Source organism: Chryseobacterium sp. ISL-6 (assembly GCF_018613715.1).
Lineage (GTDB): Bacteria > Bacteroidota > Bacteroidia > Flavobacteriales > Weeksellaceae > Chryseobacterium > Chryseobacterium paludis.
The window spans coordinates 126883-143410 of record NZ_JAGGPT010000007.1; the positions used below are offsets into that span (position 1 = coordinate 126883).

General features: G+C 33.6%; 17 protein-coding genes. 6 read left to right on the forward strand and 11 right to left on the reverse strand.

The genetic code is table 11. The features are described 5' to 3' along the window. The first annotated feature begins 39 nt into the window (after nt 1-39). The 4 genes from J7E44_RS16235 (at nt 40) to J7E44_RS16250 (ending at nt 2998) form a co-directional block, all read left to right on the forward strand. Nucleotides 40-468 (forward strand): hypothetical protein, encoded by a 429-nt coding sequence (locus tag J7E44_RS16235; protein ID WP_214831459.1) that lies wholly within the window; start codon nt 40-42, stop codon nt 466-468. A 3-nt stretch (nt 469-471) separates the two neighbouring features. After that, nucleotides 472-1449 carry a DUF6268 family outer membrane beta-barrel protein gene (locus J7E44_RS16240; protein WP_214831460.1) on the forward strand — a complete coding sequence of 326 codons (978 nt, stop codon included), beginning with the start codon at nt 472-474 and terminating at the stop codon, nt 1447-1449. A gap of 150 nt (nt 1450-1599) precedes the next feature. Then, nucleotides 1600-2274 carry a glycosyltransferase family 32 protein gene (locus J7E44_RS16245; protein ID WP_214831461.1) on the forward strand — a complete coding sequence of 225 codons (675 nt, stop codon included), beginning with the start codon at nt 1600-1602 and terminating at the stop codon, nt 2272-2274. Nucleotides 2275-2395: 121 nt separating this feature from the next. After that, on the forward strand, nt 2396-2998 hold the full coding sequence (locus J7E44_RS16250; RefSeq protein WP_214831462.1) for a DapH/DapD/GlmU-related protein: 603 nt from the start codon (nt 2396-2398) through the stop codon (nt 2996-2998). Nucleotides 2999-3155: 157 nt separating this feature from the next. Here the strand turns inward: J7E44_RS16250 and J7E44_RS16255 are convergent, their stop codons facing one another. Next, complete coding sequence (locus J7E44_RS16255) at nt 3156-3491, reverse strand: DMT family transporter (protein WP_214831463.1); 336 nt, start codon at nt 3489-3491, stop codon at nt 3156-3158. Between the two features lie 665 nt (nt 3492-4156). Between J7E44_RS16255 and J7E44_RS16260 the strand changes: the two genes are divergently transcribed. Both J7E44_RS16260 and J7E44_RS16265 read left to right on the forward strand, forming a co-directional pair. Next, on the forward strand, nt 4157-4657 hold the full coding sequence (locus tag J7E44_RS16260) for a MepB family protein (protein WP_214831464.1): 501 nt from the start codon (nt 4157-4159) through the stop codon (nt 4655-4657). A gap of 84 nt (nt 4658-4741) precedes the next feature. Continuing rightward, nucleotides 4742-5464 (forward strand): AAA family ATPase, encoded by a 723-nt coding sequence (locus J7E44_RS16265; protein ID WP_214831465.1) that lies wholly within the window; start codon nt 4742-4744, stop codon nt 5462-5464. A 503-nt stretch (nt 5465-5967) separates the two neighbouring features. Here J7E44_RS16265 and gcvP read toward each other — a convergent pair. From gcvP to J7E44_RS16315, 10 genes are all read right to left on the reverse strand, one after another. Beyond that, nucleotides 5968-8826: an aminomethyl-transferring glycine dehydrogenase gene (gcvP, locus tag J7E44_RS16270; RefSeq protein WP_214831466.1), complete on the reverse strand. Its 2859-nt coding sequence runs from the start codon at nt 8824-8826 to the stop codon at nt 5968-5970. Between the two features lie 470 nt (nt 8827-9296). Further along, nucleotides 9297-9944 (reverse strand): J domain-containing protein, encoded by a 648-nt coding sequence (locus J7E44_RS16275; protein ID WP_214831467.1) that lies wholly within the window; start codon nt 9942-9944, stop codon nt 9297-9299. Between the two features lie 330 nt (nt 9945-10274). Further along, nucleotides 10275-10532, reverse strand: a complete 258-nt coding sequence (locus J7E44_RS16280; RefSeq protein WP_214831468.1) for a hypothetical protein — start codon at nt 10530-10532, stop codon at nt 10275-10277. A gap of 91 nt (nt 10533-10623) precedes the next feature. Then, complete coding sequence (locus tag J7E44_RS16285) at nt 10624-10965, reverse strand: hypothetical protein (protein ID WP_214831469.1); 342 nt, start codon at nt 10963-10965, stop codon at nt 10624-10626. Between the two features lie 18 nt (nt 10966-10983). Continuing rightward, entirely contained in the window at nt 10984-11538 is a 555-nt protein-coding gene (locus J7E44_RS16290; RefSeq protein WP_251040608.1) for an RNA polymerase sigma factor, read from the reverse strand. 426 nt (nt 11539-11964) lie between these two features. After that, a complete protein-coding gene (locus J7E44_RS16295; protein WP_214831470.1) occupies nt 11965-13974 on the reverse strand; it encodes a S9 family peptidase in 2010 nt (669 codons plus the stop codon). A 153-nt stretch (nt 13975-14127) separates the two neighbouring features. After that, on the reverse strand, nt 14128-14586 hold the full coding sequence (locus J7E44_RS16300) for a DoxX family protein (protein WP_214831471.1): 459 nt from the start codon (nt 14584-14586) through the stop codon (nt 14128-14130). 126 nt (nt 14587-14712) lie between these two features. Further along, complete coding sequence (locus J7E44_RS16305; RefSeq protein WP_214831472.1) at nt 14713-15156, reverse strand: SRPBCC family protein; 444 nt, start codon at nt 15154-15156, stop codon at nt 14713-14715. Between the two features lie 53 nt (nt 15157-15209). Further along, complete coding sequence (locus J7E44_RS16310; protein WP_214831473.1) at nt 15210-15638, reverse strand: SRPBCC family protein; 429 nt, start codon at nt 15636-15638, stop codon at nt 15210-15212. Nucleotides 15639-15688: 50 nt separating this feature from the next. Further along, the gene (locus J7E44_RS16315; RefSeq protein WP_214831474.1) at nt 15689-16522 is read right to left on the reverse strand and encodes an SDR family oxidoreductase; all 834 of its coding nucleotides are present in this window, start codon (nt 16520-16522) and stop codon (nt 15689-15691) included. Between the last annotated feature and the right edge of the window lie 6 nt (nt 16523-16528).

Sequence of the window (16528 nt, forward strand, 5' to 3'; positions counted from 1 at the left end):
CCTATTCTATTTTTCTTTGCCCTGTTTAATTTACCATTTATGGATATTACCGTTTTCCAAGAACTAACAGAACAAATAACATTGGAATGTTTTTTTATGACCGATTCTCAACAAGAAGAAAAAGTAATTCAGCTAATTGACCTTCATCATTTTATTGAATGTTATGATCCTGGAATAAAAATCCACAAAGCTGTTCACAATCCTATCAATATTATTGAAGAGAATGGCATTAGGAAGGGAATTTTATTTTACGACCATAAGCATTCCAGTCTAATTGACATATCTGATTGTGAAGCATTTAAGAGACTACATCAATTACAGGAAATGTGGTTTGTATTCGTAGAAGAAGATATACATAATCATTCTAATCGACATATTGACTTTATCATAGAAAATAGTCTTGAAACATTTTATGACAGAATATTTCTGTTCAATTTCTTCCAATCAATAATTAACAATTTAAAATAATTTATGAGAAACTTCCGAAAAGTCCTCTTGCCATTCGCTATCCTCCCTTTTAAGAGTATTATTTCTGCCCAAAAAAAAGATAGCATACCGCAAAAAGTCATTGCTTTTGTAACTGATAAATTTCCGCAAACGAGGGATTTCAATCTTGAGTATACTCAACTCACTCCTTATAAATATTCTTCTTCCTTATATGGAGCCAATCAACCGGATAATAAAATCAAAAACTTTCAACAACTGAAAGCCAATGCAAATATTTATTTTTTTAAACATGAAAAATGGATTTTGAATGCAGCATTAAATTATCGTTATACCTCTATTAATGCTGAGAACAACGCCTTCTTTTTACCTGAAGAAAACAATAAAGGAGATTTCCATTATCATTCTGAAGCTTTGAGTATTACCCATATTTCTAAATTATTCAATAAAATGGCCATCTATTCTGCAACAGCCTCAGTGGATGGAAGTGAACAACACTTTGAAAGAGTTCGTGGAATGCTGACGGGTTCTTTAATATTAAAAGCTAATGCTAAAACTAAAATGACATTGGGAGTTGCTTTATTTCTGGATCCAAGCACACAGGTTCCGGCACTTCCTATTTTCACTTATGAACATAGGTTTAACAACGGTTGGGTCGCAGATGTTGTTCTTCCTAAAAAGATATTGATAAGGAAAGATATGTTTTCAAATGGTAGAATTTCTTTTGGAACTGAAATGGATAATACATCTCTTTATATTTACCGATCAGATAAGAGATACGAATTCAGGCAACTTGAAATTAACTCTGGAGCAATTTATGAACATAATCTCGGTTCAAACCTTATCGCCACGCTAAAAACCGGGGTTAGAGTAATGCCAAGGGCTAGGCTATTTGATAAAGAAGAATCTTTCAAAGATTATACGTTAGAAACCACGGCAAAGCCTTCTTTATATTTCAATCTGGGTATTTCTTATAATCCTTTTGCAAGACTGAAGGCGAAATAATTAAAATTTTCCGGTTTCATATTTAACCTCAAGGTTAAATCACTATCAAACCTCCAACACAGCATTTAGTTTTCACATTAATTCGCCACTAAAATTATAGTGGCCGGTTCTACTATTGTGTATTATCTAAACCTGTTAATTAATTAAAATATGTCCATTCCAAAACAAATATTCCAGACTTTTAAGTCTAAAAAACTTCCCTGGCTAACCCAATGGTATATCTGGAGGATGAAAAGAAAAAACCCAGAATATCAATACCACTTTTACGATGATGCTGATATCGAAAATTTCATAACAAATGAATTTCCATCTGAGTACATCGAAAATTACAACAAGCTAACTATTGGTGCTGCAAAAGCCGATTTTTTCAGATATGCTATCTTATATAAGAAAGGCGGAATCTATTTAGATGTAGACAGTGCGGTTACAAGACCGTTCAAAAATCTGATAAATGATGATGATGAAGCTGTAATCAGCAAGGAAAGGCATGAAGGATTATATGTGCAATGGGCACTTATTTTCAATAAAAATCATCCTTTTTTGAAAAAGACATTAGATCTGATGCTTGACAATATAAAGACGCATCGGTATCCTAATAATATCCATGCTACTACGGGCCCATCAGTATTTAGTAATGCAATCAATCAAAGTTTAGAAGAGAACTCAAATATACCATACAGTTTATTTAAAGGGGTTGAATTTCGTGGGTATCTACAATTCAAATATAAATTAGGGAAGTTCTTTTTATACGAAAAAAGGGCTGAACATTGGAAACAGAAACAAATATCCCAGGATATTATTACACAAAATCGAATAACACTATAGAGTTCCTTATATAAAGTATCCCTATAATCATAAAATATTCATCTTAGAATATATCAAATTAAGATCAGATTAATGTTTAAATTTGTTTTCGGGTATTCACTTTTAAACAACATCTCTGCTCATGATTAATATCAACGATTTCATTGATAATTTTTTTGATTTCAATTCTAATATTTACACTCTTCCCTGGGAAATCATCAGTAACCTTGATGATCTTCTGAAAGAGAAGTTTGATAATTTAAATGATGAGTATGAAATTTCCGGTGATGTTGCCGTTCATAAAACGGCAACCGTAGAGCAGAATGTTATTTTCAAAGGTAGAATCATTATTGGCGAAAATTCTTTTATTGGTGCCAACGCTTATTTACGAGGCCCTATTTATATAGGAAAAGATGTTAAAATTGGTCCCGGAAGTGAGATCAAGCAAAGTATAATTTTTAATGAGACTGCTGTGGCTCATTTTAATTATATAGGAAATAGCATTATCGGAAACAGAATCAATTTTGAAGCAGGATCTATTTGTGCTAATCATTACAATGAGAGAAAAGATAAAGAGATATCTGTTCTATTGAATAATGAAATTATAAAAACAAATACAGAGAAATTTGGATCTTTAGTTGGTGATGATTCCAGGATTGGTGCTAATGCTGTCCTGTCTCCCGGAACTTTATTACCAAAAGAAAGTATCGTTAAAAGATTGGAACTTATTGAACAGATTAAATAGATAGATATACGCTACCATATAAAAATTTAAACCCAAAAAGTTGCAAAAGCTTTTCTTCTCAATTTAAAAAAAATCTGACAAAAGTTCGCAAAGGATGAAAATCTATGATTTTCATAACTCACTTATTTTTAACGTTAAGATATTTCAGGGTCTCTCATTAATGGGTTCCCATTTTTGAAAAAAGGTTGATAATGATCACGCCAATCACAATTAATGCAATACCTATGATCGCAGGTAGATCTGGAACCTGTTTAAAAGCTACTACTCCTATAATTGTTATACATATAATGCCGACACCTGACCATATCGCATAAGTAACTCCAATAGGAATATGACGAAGTGTAAGGCTTAGGAAATAAAAAGCAGCAGAATATCCGGCAATGGTTACAAGAGATGGTATAAGCTTTGAAAACTCTTCAGATTTCTTCAGAAATGTTGTAGCAATGATTTCAAAAACAATTGCCAAAATAAGATAGATATAACTGCGGCCCATAGAAAAAATCTTTATTTACAAAAGTAGTAAAAGTGACTGTCATTTTTTTACTCAATTTCTGTCTATTATTAAATATCCGTAATGAATTATTTATAAGCGCTTTAAAAATAAATTTTTCTTAATATTTAATCTTCCATTTTTCACTTTTAAGTGTTTTATATGATAATGCATTTTATAATAATATGCATAGCATTTCATTTATCAATCTGTAAATACAGAACGGAAATCTTTTATCAAATTAATAATTTTTACGAATAAGATAATAATAATACACATATTTTTTCAATAATACATTAAATTAATGTAAACAATTAATCACGAAAAGCACACACATAAAACACCTAAATACCTGATAAACATCACACTTATTCTATTTGGCATGTCGTTTGAGAGTTGTAATATTGCAATTAGAAAATTAGTAAAGAAAGTATAATTAAAATTTAAAAAAAACAAAAATGGTAACTTACGCTTTTATCGCAACATGTATAGTAGTATTCGCTTCTTATTTTACAACAGTTAGAAGAGAAAGAAATTAATTAAAAACGCTTAGCTGCATTCAGCTTCGACTATTTATATTAGTTTGTATTGTTTATGTTTGCAATCTGAAAAATCAGATCGCCGCTCTTTTACTCCACTGGAGTAAAAGGGCCCAAAACATAAATTAAATGATCCATCAACTTACTCATATTCAAAAATCAGTTTTTACAAAGCTGAATCAGACAATTTCCAATTTACATCCCGATTTAGAATGCGAAGAATACTTGGGGTATAACTTCCGGCTGAATCAATACCATATCAAATTCAGAAAAGCTAAAATAACTCCGAAGAAAATCGGACAATTTGTTACGTTATGGAAAAGAAATCCAGACACACAACAAACAGAACCTTTTACCATTTCTGACCAATCCGATTTTTATATAATTTACGCTGAACTTGAAAACAAGTCCGGTTTTTTCTTTTTCCCGAACACTGTACTTTCTCAACAATCTATTTTAACCACGCCTTCAAAAGAAGGAAAACGAGGATTCAGAGTTTATCCGGACTGGGATATTCCACAAAATAAACAGGCTGAAAAAACAAAGAAGTGGCAAGAAAGTTTCTTTATAGATTTTTCAAAAAGTACGTATCTGGAAAAATTTGAAGAGATTTTAAACCTAAACCTATAGCAAGCACCTCAAAATACTCTAAATTTTTATCTTTGTATATTCTAACATGTTCTATAAGAAACATCTTAAAATCATTTAAAAAGCATGAACCTGTACAATCTTATCATCCAAGACAAAGAAGAAGTTACCCTTAATGATGTATTTCTGGAAGAAACCAATAAAGAACAACTTGTACAACTGATCAAAGAACATACATATCTCAAGGAGCTTCAGGAATATGGGCTTCCTGTTAACAATAAAGTTTTTCTGCAGGGAAGTTCAGGATGTGGAAAAACAATGACTGCAAAAGCTATTGCCAATGCTCTCGGTAAAAGCATCATTATCTTAAACCTCAGCAATATTGTTTCATCCCGTATCGGAGAAACTTCTCAGAATATCAAAATGATCTTTGATAAAGCAAGCCGGGAAAGATCCGTTCTCTTTCTGGATGAATTGGATCAGATAGGTAAGGCAAGAGGTAGTGATGATAAAGATGTTGGCGAAATGAGGAGGCTCGTTAATACTTTGATCCAGCTGATCGATTATTATCCCGAGAATGCTCTATTGCTTTGCGCCACCAATCATCCGGAAATTATTGACACTGCTCTATTAAGACGTTTTCAATTAAAAATTAATTATAAAATGCCTTCAAAAGAATTCCTGGATCATTTTTATGACAATCTATTATCTAAATTTCCAGAGGATTTAAAGCATATTGATCGACAATACAATATTTCTTTTGCTGAGGCTAAAGATCATACGTTTACCGTTGTTAAAGGGAATTTAATTAAAAAGCTGGAAACTGAAACTCAATCCGCAAAAATATAAGATAACCTTCAATGGTTTACACAGCTTTTTTAAGTGACCAAGATGACAAAATAAAAAGTAATACCTCTCAAAAATTTGAGAGGTATTAATTTTTTAATTTCAAAAAATAGCTGTACAGCTATAGTTTAAAACGATGTGCTATTCGAGGCATATAACTCTAAAATAATTCACTCGTATTCGGCATATTTATTGCTGATAATTCACTAATAACCAAACATATGTAAATATGATAAAAAAACTACTCCCTATTTGCCTATTTATGGCAACACTATTCTTGTATTCTTGCGAAAAAAGCAATAGTAATTTACAAGTTAATGAAAGTCAATCTGCAATTAAAACTACATCTATCATTACGTTTGTTGTAGTGGCAGTAATACTTCTCATAGCATATACGTCAAAATACATGTCGAAAAGAAGACCGTAGAATAAAACGTAAGATTATTAAAAATAATAACCCACTCAGATTTTGAGTGGGTTATTTATGTTTATCTAGAAATAATCTATTACATATAAGCTTCAATAGGCTCACATGTACATACTAAGTTTCTATCTCCGTAAGCTTCGTCTACTCTGGAAACAGAAGCAAAGAATTTGTGATCTCTTACCCAATCCAATGGATAAGCTGCTTTTTCTCTGCTGTATGGCTTATCCCAGGAATCTGAGATGACCAACTGCTCTGTGTGTGGAGCATTTTTCAGTACATTATTTGCCTGATCTACTTCGCCGTTAGCAATCTCATCAATTTCTTTTTTGATCGCAATTAACGCTTCCGCAAAACGATCGATCTCTGATTTGCTTTCAGACTCTGTAGGCTCAATCATCAATGTTCCTGCAACAGGGAAAGAAACAGTAGGGGCATGGAAACCGTAGTCCATTAATCTCTTCGCCACATCAGCCACTTCAATTCCTAATGATTTGAACTGACGGAAATCTACGATACATTCGTGAGCTACTTTTCCGTTTTCGTTTGAATATAAAATCGGGAAGTGTTCCGCTAAAATTTCTTTTAAATAGTTAGCATTTAAGATCGCATGTTCTGTCGCTTTTTTCAATCCTGAAGTTCCAAGCATTTTAATGTATGCATAAGAAATATTCAAGATCAGTCCTGAACCGTAAGGAGCTGCAGAAATTCCATCAATAGCTTCTTTAGATCCTATTTTAATGTTAGCATTAGTAGGCAAGAAAGGCACTAAATGTTTAGCAACACATATTGGTCCAACTCCAGGTCCTCCACCTCCGTGAGGAATTGCAAAAGTTTTATGAAGATTTAAGTGACAAACGTCAGCTCCAATGTTTCCAGGACTTGTATATCCTACCTGAGCATTCATGTTGGCACCATCCATATATACCTGTCCACCATGTTCGTGGATCAGTTTGGTAATTTCTTTAATATTAGCATCAAAGAATCCGTAAGTAGAAGGATAGGTAATCATCACTGCGGATAAATTCGCTGAATTAGCTTCAGTTTTAGCCTTTAGATCTTCGAAATCAATCTCCCCGCTTTCAAGGTTTTTAACAACAACGATCTTCATTCCAGCCATTGCTGCAGAAGCAGGATTTGTTCCATGTGCAGATTGAGGAATCAGCACTACATTTCTATGACCTTCACCTCTTGAAATATGATATTCTCTGATTACCATTAAACCTGCATATTCCCCTTGAGCACCAGAGTTTGGCTGAAGAGAAGTTCCGGCAAAACCAGTAATCTCAGCTAAATCTTTTTCCAGCTCACGGATCATTTCCTGATATCCCCCAGCTTGGTCAACCGGTACAAATGGGTGAACACTTCCCCAATTATCCCAAGAAAGTGGCAACATTTGAGTGGCAGCATTCAGTTTCATTGTACAAGAACCCAAAGAGATCATTGAATGTGTTAATGATAAATCTTTTCTTTCCAGACGTTTGATGTAACGCATCAATTCTGTTTCCGTATGGTATTTATTGAATACTTCTTCCGTAAGAATTTCATCTTTTCTTAAATTCTCTTCAGGAATACTGTAGCCTTCTTTTATTTCTAATTTAAAAGTCTGCTTATCTTTAAACTGAGCGAAAGAAGCCATTAGTATATTCAACTTTTCTAATGTTGTACTTTCATTGATCGCGATACTTACAACCCCTTCTGTAAAATAGTTCAGATTAAGTTTATGATCAAGCATCATTCTTGATAATCTTCCTTTTTCATCTTCGCTCATCGCAATCTTTACAGTATCAAAGATCGGTTCTTCAACAGTCTGATATCCTAAAGCTTTAAGACCACCTTTCAAAGCATTTGCTTTAAAGTGAATCTGATCGGCAATATAATTCAATCCTTTTGGACCATGATAAACGGCATACATTCCAGCCATTACTGCTAAAAGTACCTGAGCTGTACAAATATTTGAAGTTGCTCTTTCTCTCTTAATATGCTGCTCTCTTGTTTGTAAAGCCATTCTTAATGCACGTCTTCCGTACATATCCTGAGAAACTCCAATGATTCTTCCTGGAATATCTCTCTTATAATCCTCTTTGCAAGAGAAGAAAGCTGCATGAGGTCCTCCATAACCCAACGGAATACCAAATCTCTGTGAAGTTCCAACCGCACAATCTGCTCCCATTGAAGCAGGAGATTTTAATTTTACTAAAGCCATAGGATCACAAGCTAAAGCAACCTGAAGATCGAATTTTTTATATTCTACGATATCTTCAGTATAGTCAAGAACAATTCCATTCTTTCCAGGGTATTGTAATAAAACTCCATAGTAAGATTCATCAAACTGATGGGTTTTATGATCTCCTTCTACGATTTCTATTTCTAAACCTTCCGCCTTTGTCTTTAGTACCGAAACAGTCTGAGGTAAAACAAGATCAGATACGAAAAATTTATTTGCATTTACTTTTTTCTGATCTTTCGTTCTGTTATTGAAGAACATATGCATTGCTTCTGCTGCTGCCGTAGATTCATCCAATAACGAAGCGTTGGCTAATGCAAATCCTGTAAGATCACATACTACAGTCTGATAGTTCAATAATGCTTCCAATCTCCCTTGAGCAATCTCTGCCTGGTAAGGTGTATAAGCAGTGTACCAACTTGGATTTTCAAAAATATTTCTCTGAATCGCCGATGGTAAAAGCGTATTATGGTATCCAAAACCAATATAGCTTGTATAATCAGTATTTTTAGAAGCCAATTCTTTTGAATGAATGAGCATCTGATATTCTGAAAGCGGTTCTGAGATATCAAGGTCTTTTTCTAAACGGATAGAAGAAGGAATGGTTTGAGAAATTAACTCTTCGATACTTGAAACGCCGACTCTTTCTAACATCGCCTGTTTATCGGCTTCATTAATAGAAATGTGACGGCTCACAAACTGTTCTGTATTCATTTTTTTTATTAGATTTTGTTTGTAAAAAAGATGGGTAAAATTACATTTTTTTAGGGGATTTCACAACAGTCAAAAATAAGTGATGGATATTGATAATTACTATTGATTAATAAACGAGTGTTTAATAAAATCAATTCAGAAAATGATAATAGTTGAAAATTTTAATTTGTCATATTTATTTTAAAGCTTCAACACACTTTATGAAAAAGGTATAAATCCCATGGTTAAACAATAAGAACAACATGCTGATTTTCAGGGGTGATATTTTTATGAAATTTTATTAATTATATTTATTCTAAATTAATATATTTGCAGCATGAATATGATTACCCCTTTTAAAGTACCGCCTCTAACTCCTGTTTATGCCTTCAATAATGAAGATATGTATTGCGAAAAAAAATCTTGCTGCAAGAAATTTAAGAAAGGAAAAAGATGTAAAAAATGTCCGGGAAGGAAAAAAATGGCTTAATCTAGTTGAAACTTTTTATTAAGAAATAAAGAGCAACTGCCAAAAGTATTATTGCCGCTAAAATTTGTATGATTTTTGGCTGCCCTTTTGGATTTGTTACTGTTCGTGGTTGGGCTTTAAATAAGTCTTCCGCTCCACTTCTGAACTTCTCCGTATTATTTTCAAATACTTCTGTAATTGTTATTCCCTGAACAACCGTTTTATGTAATAATGAATTCGTTGCATGAAGCAAAAGCTGAAATTTACCGTCTTTAAATTCTGTGATTTTAAAAACCCTCTCACCATAAGCTTTCTCTAATCCAAAAGGAAGCACTTTTACAACATCAGCATTGGCTGTCTGCCAGTTTATAATGATCTCTTCCCCTTTTTTCGCATGAATCTTATTCGATGTAAAAGTTTTGATAGCCGGTGGAATATTATATCTGAAACTTTTTTGATGATTTTCTAAATTCTGATCATAAGTTCCTCTCCTGGCTGAATCACTTAATGTTTCATAAGCTTCCTGAATTTCACGAAAACGATCTGCAAAAAAATCGTCGTTCTCATTTTTATCAGGGTGATACTTTAAAGACAATTTTCTATAGGCTTTTTTGATGTCTTCTTCTGAAGCATCCTGAGAAATACCGAGAAAATAATAGTAATCTTTCATGTAGAATGATACAAAAATAAGAATTTATTTCTCTAAATGCACTTAAAGAATATACGATTTTTGTCATTGCAAATTGAGTGATCATCTCTCATATATAACCGAAACCCCTCATAATTCTTTTTTAGGTCTCGCAGATTTCGCTTCTTTGACGGCTGATTGAGAATAAAATACGATCTATAGGATCTTCTTTTATGATTTTAATTTGCAAGAGAGAGAAGCATTTCAGTCTACCAGCTTCAAATATTCTCAGATCATCTACATAAAAAATTACGGCGCGGGAAGCTATGCTTCCCGCGCCGTAATTAAACAATTTCAATTTAGTTATAGTGACTAAGCTTCTGCAGCCTCACTTCTTCTATGACATCTTGATTTGAATTCTTTTTTGAATTTACCTTTCAATTCTTCATATTGTTCTTCATTCATTTCTCTGATTTTATCTGCAAGACCAAAAGGTGATCTTTCTTTAATTCCATATTCATCAAAAATACCTCTGATAAATCTTTTTCTTTCTGCCATTTTTTTAACAGCTAATGCTACGCCTACAACGGCTAGTGCTCCTAGTGCACCTTTTAATACTGAATTTTTCATTTTTTCAAAATTTTAAATTTTACTACTTCTTGTTTTTTATATAGACGAATGAATTCTAATTTTACTTTACTACTTCTTTAAAAACTTCAAATTATTCGTTATTTCTGTTGTGTCTGTTGAAGAATCCGCTTTCGCATTTACTTCTCCACACCTCTTTGAACTTTTCTCTTTCTTCGGGAGATAAGTGTTGCATTCTTTCCCTCATCTTTCTTTCCTTAAAATCTCTCATTCCTTTTCCAAAGTGGAAACCTCCGAAAAGAATTTTGCTTAAGATCAATACTCCCATTGCCTGCCAATAGGTAATTGATTTTACGCCTAAAATTTCAGGAAGAAGGCAATTCCATAGCGACATGACAATCCATGTAACGGCTAATAAAATCAATGGTGGACATAGAATTAAAAAAATCCAACCTTTTTTGTGTTTATGATTCATAATATCTTCTTTCTATTTCTAACTGTTTAAATCTTCGTATAATGCTCTCAATCTGTTTCTCAGATGTTTCACCGCATAATTTTTTCTGCTGATAATGGTCTTTATATTTTCACCTTGTTCATCAGCTATTTCCTGAAGGGTCTTATCGTTCAGCTCATTTTCCATGTAAACCAGTTTTTGCTTTTCAGGAAGTTCTTCTAAAGCTTCAAATAACTTCTTCCAGATTTCATCCTGAAACATTTTAACTTCAGGTCCCGCACTGTCATCCATCAATAAAATATCTTTGATAGAAAAATCACCATCCTCATCTTCATATACAAAATCTTCAAGATTTTCTGTTTTCTTTTTGCGATAACGGTCGGTAATTTTATTGGCAGTAACCCTGTACAACCAACCCCCAACATTTACAATCTCAGAAAGATTGGTAATGTTACTAAACTGATACCAGACCTCCTGCAGAATATCTTCCGCATCTTCCGTGTTTTTCACTTTCGGACGAATGAAAGACATCAGTTTTCCTCCGTAGCTTGAAACGGTTTGCGAGATGATGTTTTCTTTCTCTTTCTGTGGCATTGTTATTTTTTCGACAACCTCCATACTAACATGACGATTGTACATTTTGTTTTACTTTAATAAATTTAAAATATTTTTTATCAAATATTCACTTTTCTTTTGTTAATCGTATTTTGACAGTCTGAAAAAAATAATATTTATAAGGAGCTTAATCCCGCTATCCGCTCATACTCCTCGCTCCATCCTTTGCCTGACTCTTGCTGTGGGGTAACCGCTACTATCGGGGCTATTGATCCGTCATTACGAGTAAAGCGAAGCAATCTTTTATTAACAGATCTGCTATAAGACGAGATTCTAAAGTACACTTGTGAACTACGTTCGCAGACCTTCAGCCTGTGCTCGGAATGAAAAATTCAGCTTTCAGTAACAAACAAAAAGAACGGAAAGCAAAATGCTTTCCGTTCTTTTATAAAAATTGTATCAGTCTTATTTACTTTTATTAAAATTCTCAGCAAAAAATCCTAACATATATTTGTAGAGTTCAAGTCTGTTCGGCTCCTTTCCAAAGCCATGACCTTCGTCGTATTTTACCATATAGGGTGTTTCAAAACCTTTGGCACGCATTGCTTTTACAATCTGATCGGATTCATTGATGTTCACTCGTGGATCATTAGCTCCTTGTACAACAAAAAGAGGTTTTTTGATCTTATCGATCTGAAATACCGGAGAAACCTCTTTGGCAATTTTTGCCTCTTCAGGATTATCCAGATCATACCATATCTGTTTCGTCATTTCTTTATATGGCTTCCAGTATTCAGGGAATGAATCAAAGAATGTAAAGATATTGGAAACTCCAACATAATCTACACCACAGGTATATAAATCTGGAGTTTTAATCAGCCCCATTAATGTAGCATAGCCACCGTGGCTTCCTCCATAGATGGCAATTTTATCCTTATCCACCCATCCTTGCTGGATTGCATATTTTACTCCATCTTCCACATCATCCATTGCTTTTCTCCCGATTTGCTTATAACCTGCTTTCTGGAACTCCTTTCCATACCCCCCTGAAATTCTAAAATTCACCTGTAAGGTCGCATATCCTCTACTGGCAAACAATTGTGTTTCAGGATTAAAGCCCCAATCATCTCTAATACCTTGTGGCCCTCCATGAGGATTTACTACTAAAGGAACTTTTTTCCCTTCCAAAGCAGCTTTTGGCAATGTGATATATCCATAGATAGTCAACCCATCTCTGCTTTTGAATTCAATGGGCCTCATTTCTGCCATATCCTCTTCCTTCAATTGAGGCATCAGATTATAAAGAAGCTTTGTCTGCTTGGTTTTGGAATCATACTCGTAATAGGTTCCATATAGCTTATCACTTCCAACTACGACCAAAAGTTTATCATTATTATCATCTGATGAAACAACACCAAATTCTTTATCTCCAAACTGAGATTTTAATTGAGCATCAATTTCTGTGTAGAATTTACTTACCGGAACAGTTTCACTTTTCACTCCGTTATAACTGATATAATCCAGTTCATAATTTCTGTTTTTACCGGCAGTACGTATTGAACTTACATCATAAACAGGATTAGAATATACATCTTTAATCGCTTCATTTTTCTTTAAGTCATATAAAACAATTTTTGCTTTATCACTGTCCAGATTTGTCACAACATAAGCCTCATCTTTATTCTTAGAATGATCATTGAAATCTATAATACTAAATGTATCAGACCAGTCCGTTGATTTAATGAGATTGAATTTCCTTGTCTGCAGATCTTTATAATAAGTCTTTGTAGTCAATCCATTTTCAAGAACAATATATCCTCTTAAATCCCCATCCTTATCAAAGATATAATCATCAATAGGACTATTAACATCTTTATTTTCATACAGCTGAATCATTTCACCTGTAACGAAGTTTATTTTGTACGGTTCGAAGATCTGTTTGTTATTTTTATTCATTGTGACAACGACAAAATCGGTATCCTTTATCAATTTTACGGAACCCAGTGTTACTCCATCAAATGGAGTAAGGTCCTTGAGATTACTTCCATCAACATCCGCCGCATACAAATGAAGATTCTCATTTCCCCCTTTATCCTGAGTGAAAAACAAACGCTTTTTATTCAACCATCCATAGCTTTTTACAAGATCTTCCTTCTCTTCGATCGCTTGGGTAACTTTTCCGGTTTTTAAATCTTTTACATAGACATGATTCTTACTGTCTTTATCTTTTTCTTTATAAGAAAGAAAATTTCCGTCTGGTGAGATTTTAAATTGTGAAGCTTTTGGCCTGGCAAAATAGTCTTCAACTTTGTATTTAAAATTTCCTGTGTCATAAGAAATAAGTTTCTCAAGACTGGCTTTGGTAGATGGTAGGGTAGCATCACCGGGTAACTTAGTGGTCGTGTTTTGTGCATTCATCATAATCGTTGAGAGAGCAACCTGAGCGGTTACTATAATTTTAGTTTTTATGTTCATGACTTGTGATTTGGAGTGAATTAAAACGTAGCAAAAAAAATGCTTTCTATATTAGACGTTTAATCACCCTTAAATGTTACATTTTTCTCTCTTCAATGTGAAAAAAAAGCACGAAAAGTAAATTCCGTGCTTTTTATATGAAAAAATATTCTTTTAATGTAAATAAATTCCAAAATACCAGGTCCATAAAATAAGTATAACCTGCATTGGGAGCCTTTCTTTATATAAATAAGCCATTCCTGGGCCTGTATAATCTCCCTTAAAAATATTGACTTTTTTCTTTGATGAATTGATGTTGGCAATAAAAACCATAACAAAAAAAACAATCAACAAAACAGCTGTGGTCTCACGTATTGATGGAATCATCAATCCAATTCCAGCCGCAATTTCAATAATTCCCGTAATGTATACCCAAAACATTTTGGCAGGAATAAAATCGGGGATCATCATGGCCATTCCTTTTTGAAATTTAAAATGGGCAAAACCTGTAAACAGAATAAATACTGCCATTCCCAAATTTCCAGAAAATAAAAAATTCCAGCTTCCCTGAAACAGTTTTGTACCTAGCAAAGCCAGAATGAATGTGGCAAAAAGGATTGTTAATAATTTCATGTGTTATTTTTATCTCTCGAAGATGATACAAATTTCGCAAATGATTGCAATTAGTTCAATGCTAAAATTATAACAAAATTGTGCGTCAACTATAAAATCTGCTCAATAATATTATTTAGCTCACAGCTAATTTCCTTCAGCAAGAGTTTTTACAATTTCAAGACCTTTAGTAAAGCCTGTATTCATATGCTCTTCCCAGTCTTTTTCGGTTTGTACCTCTGCATGAAGTTTTGTCTTTCCATCAAAATCAATAAGAAAGTATTTTTCAAACGCACCACTCCATTGCTTAATCTCCATACTTTCGGTGTCTTCTACACCATCCTTAATCATTCCAAGGTGTTTAAACACAATTTGATTAGGCTCATCCAAACTGTCAATGGTAGAAACCATTCCTTCATTATTTGAATCTACAAAATAGGTTTTTCCTCCTACCCTCCAATCCGATTTCATGTATGAACCCGATGAATTAAAGAACTTTGTCCATTCATTATATGTTTCAGGTCCCCAAAGGATGTCCCATACTTTCTGTTGAGGCGCATCGATTACTGTTTCATAAGATAATGTTTCCATATTTCTAATTTTGTGATTATTAAGTTAAGTAACTAAGTCTTTAGTCCGTAAAATTAAAGCTGATTTTGCGAAAGGTTTTTCACGATTTCCAAGGCATTGGGAAATTTCTCTTCAAAAAAATCTTTAAACTCAGCAGGGGTCTGGATTTCACTTTTTAAAATTGTACCATTTTCAGTTTCCTCTAAAACATAAGATTCCGTTGCTTCCCCCCAATCCTGAGGGGCTTCTACACCCTCATAAATTTCTCCCAGATGTAAAAATTTTATTTCTTTATTGGGTATATTTTTTTCAACACGGCTGTACATTCCATTATTATTGGGATCTAAAAACTTCACAATACTTCCTTCTTCAAGATTTCCCTGATAAAAAGAACCTTCTGTGAAGGCAGCTGTCCATTGCCTATAGGTCATTTCACTCCAAAGTACCGTCCATATCTTTTCAGGGGTAGCATTGATTCGTATTTCATAAGTTAATCTTTCCATATATTATTTTTAATTTAGTGTTTATAAATCTATTATTCATGGGTAACCTTCTAACCGCCGACAAAATCACCCCCATTAATGTGAATGATCTCACCTGTAATAAAACTGGAATCCTCAGAAGCCAGAAAAACATAAGCCGGAGCGACTTCAGAAGGCTGTCCCGCTCTCTTTAAAGGATTATCCTTTCCAAATGTTGAAAGATCATCAAATGTTTCTTTCACCAGTGGTGTCCAGATAGGCCCCGGTGCAACTCCATTCACTAATATTTTCTTTTCAGCAAGATTAGTAGCTAAGGAACGGACAAAGGTAGCAATCGCTCCTTTTGTTGCCGAATAATCGATAAGATGGTTACTTCCCCGATAGGCCGTAACAGAAGTTGTACAAATAATTCTTGATCCTTTATCCATTAACGGCAAAAAATCCCGTGTTAAAGAAATCATTGAAATGATATTTATGTTAAAAGTCTCCGTTATCTGATCATCTGAGATCTTTTCAATATCATTTTTAGGAAATTGCACTCCTGCATTGTTGACCAGAATATCCAGGCTCTTCCATTCCTTCTTAATTTTCTCAATACATTTGTTTCTAAATGCTTTTTTGGAAACATCTCCCTTAAATAAGAGGCATTTCTGACCTTCTTTTTCTACGAGCGTCAACGTTTCTTTAGCATCTTTATCACTTTCTTTATAAATAATAGCAATATCAGCTCCTTCTCTGGCATAATGAACTGCAACGGCCTGTCCTATTCCACTGTCACCTCCTGAGATAACGGCTTTCTTATTAAGAAGTTTTTTACTTCCTATATAATTTTTACGGATAATCTCGGGAAATAATCCTTCTTTAGGCACTTTAGATTTGGATCTTGACTTGTTCTGTGTGTTCATAAGCAA

What these genes read in the sequence shown, in the direction of transcription:
- J7E44_RS16235 (WP_214831459.1), top strand. Translation starts at nt 40, where the DNA reads ATGGATATTACCGTTTTCCAAGAACTAACAGAACAAATAACATTGGAA.
- J7E44_RS16240 (WP_214831460.1), top strand. Translation starts at nt 472, where the DNA reads ATGAGAAACTTCCGAAAAGTCCTCTTGCCATTCGCTATCCTCCCTTTT.
- J7E44_RS16245 (WP_214831461.1), top strand. Translation starts at nt 1,600, where the DNA reads ATGTCCATTCCAAAACAAATATTCCAGACTTTTAAGTCTAAAAAACTT.
- J7E44_RS16250 (WP_214831462.1), top strand. Translation starts at nt 2,396, where the DNA reads ATGATTAATATCAACGATTTCATTGATAATTTTTTTGATTTCAATTCT.
- J7E44_RS16255 (WP_214831463.1), bottom strand. Translation starts at nt 3,491, where the DNA reads ATGGGCCGCAGTTATATCTATCTTATTTTGGCAATTGTTTTTGAAATC.
- J7E44_RS16260 (WP_214831464.1), top strand. Translation starts at nt 4,157, where the DNA reads ATGATCCATCAACTTACTCATATTCAAAAATCAGTTTTTACAAAGCTG.
- J7E44_RS16265 (WP_214831465.1), top strand. Translation starts at nt 4,742, where the DNA reads ATGAACCTGTACAATCTTATCATCCAAGACAAAGAAGAAGTTACCCTT.
- gcvP (WP_214831466.1), bottom strand. Translation starts at nt 8,826, where the DNA reads ATGAATACAGAACAGTTTGTGAGCCGTCACATTTCTATTAATGAAGCC.
- J7E44_RS16275 (WP_214831467.1), bottom strand. Translation starts at nt 9,944, where the DNA reads ATGAAAGATTACTATTATTTTCTCGGTATTTCTCAGGATGCTTCAGAA.
- J7E44_RS16280 (WP_214831468.1), bottom strand. Translation starts at nt 10,532, where the DNA reads ATGAAAAATTCAGTATTAAAAGGTGCACTAGGAGCACTAGCCGTTGTA.
- J7E44_RS16285 (WP_214831469.1), bottom strand. Translation starts at nt 10,965, where the DNA reads ATGAATCATAAACACAAAAAAGGTTGGATTTTTTTAATTCTATGTCCA.
- J7E44_RS16290 (WP_251040608.1), bottom strand. Translation starts at nt 11,538, where the DNA reads ATGCCACAGAAAGAGAAAGAAAACATCATCTCGCAAACCGTTTCAAGC.
- J7E44_RS16295 (WP_214831470.1), bottom strand. Translation starts at nt 13,974, where the DNA reads ATGAACATAAAAACTAAAATTATAGTAACCGCTCAGGTTGCTCTCTCA.
- J7E44_RS16300 (WP_214831471.1), bottom strand. Translation starts at nt 14,586, where the DNA reads ATGAAATTATTAACAATCCTTTTTGCCACATTCATTCTGGCTTTGCTA.
- J7E44_RS16305 (WP_214831472.1), bottom strand. Translation starts at nt 15,156, where the DNA reads ATGGAAACATTATCTTATGAAACAGTAATCGATGCGCCTCAACAGAAA.
- J7E44_RS16310 (WP_214831473.1), bottom strand. Translation starts at nt 15,638, where the DNA reads ATGGAAAGATTAACTTATGAAATACGAATCAATGCTACCCCTGAAAAG.
- J7E44_RS16315 (WP_214831474.1), bottom strand. Translation starts at nt 16,522, where the DNA reads ATGAACACACAGAACAAGTCAAGATCCAAATCTAAAGTGCCTAAAGAA.